Annotated in this window: 1 protein-coding gene; it reads right to left on the bottom strand. The window is 53.3% G+C overall.

What is annotated here, in order from left to right:
• Nucleotides 1-672, bottom strand: a 672-nt coding sequence (gene rnc / locus ACTHUR_RS14695) for a ribonuclease III (protein ID WP_440399325.1), incomplete at both ends; no start/stop codon positions are given.

The raw sequence follows: 672 nt of genomic DNA, 5'->3' as shown, positions 1-672 counted from the left end.
CTTCTGTTCCAACCATTCCAAGGCTTCACATGCCGCTTTTTGCTCGGCCACTTTCCGACTGCTGCCGCGCGCATTGCAGATAAAGCCAAGTTCGCCCAAATCACAGGAAATCACAAACATCGCATCAGCCGTCTGCTCCGCCTGCTCTTCGATTCGGTATTTCGGCAGGGCAAAGCGGCGTGCCTGCAAGGCTTCCTGCAAAGCGGTTTTACTGTCTTTCTTGCCGATATTCAAATCCGCGCGTTTTACGCGTTCCGCAAATAAATGGCGAACCACTTTTTCCGCCGCAGAAAAATCCGCGTCAAAGCTGACCGCCGCAAACATCGCCTCCATCGCGTCGGCCAAAATCGAAGGCCGTCTGAAACCGCCGCTCTTCAACTCGCCGGCACCCAAATACAAACCGTCGCCGACATTCATTTCCAACGCAATTTCAGCCAACACGCCTTCATTCACCAAAGCCGCACGCATCCGCGACAACTCGCCTTCCGACAATTTCGGAAACGCGTCAAACAACATCCGCGCCACGGAATAGTTCAAAATCGAATCGCCGACAAATTCAAAACGCTCATTGTGTTTGGCATTGTAGCTGCGGTGGGTCAAAGCCTGCTGAAGCAGCTCCATATTGCGGAACTCATAGCCCAGACGCTTTTGAATCGCTCGATGCGCCTGCTG

The sequence above is a fragment of the Neisseria sp. P0021.S007 genome (genome assembly GCF_051956855.1).
This window is presented reverse-complemented; position numbering and strand designations above follow the sequence as displayed.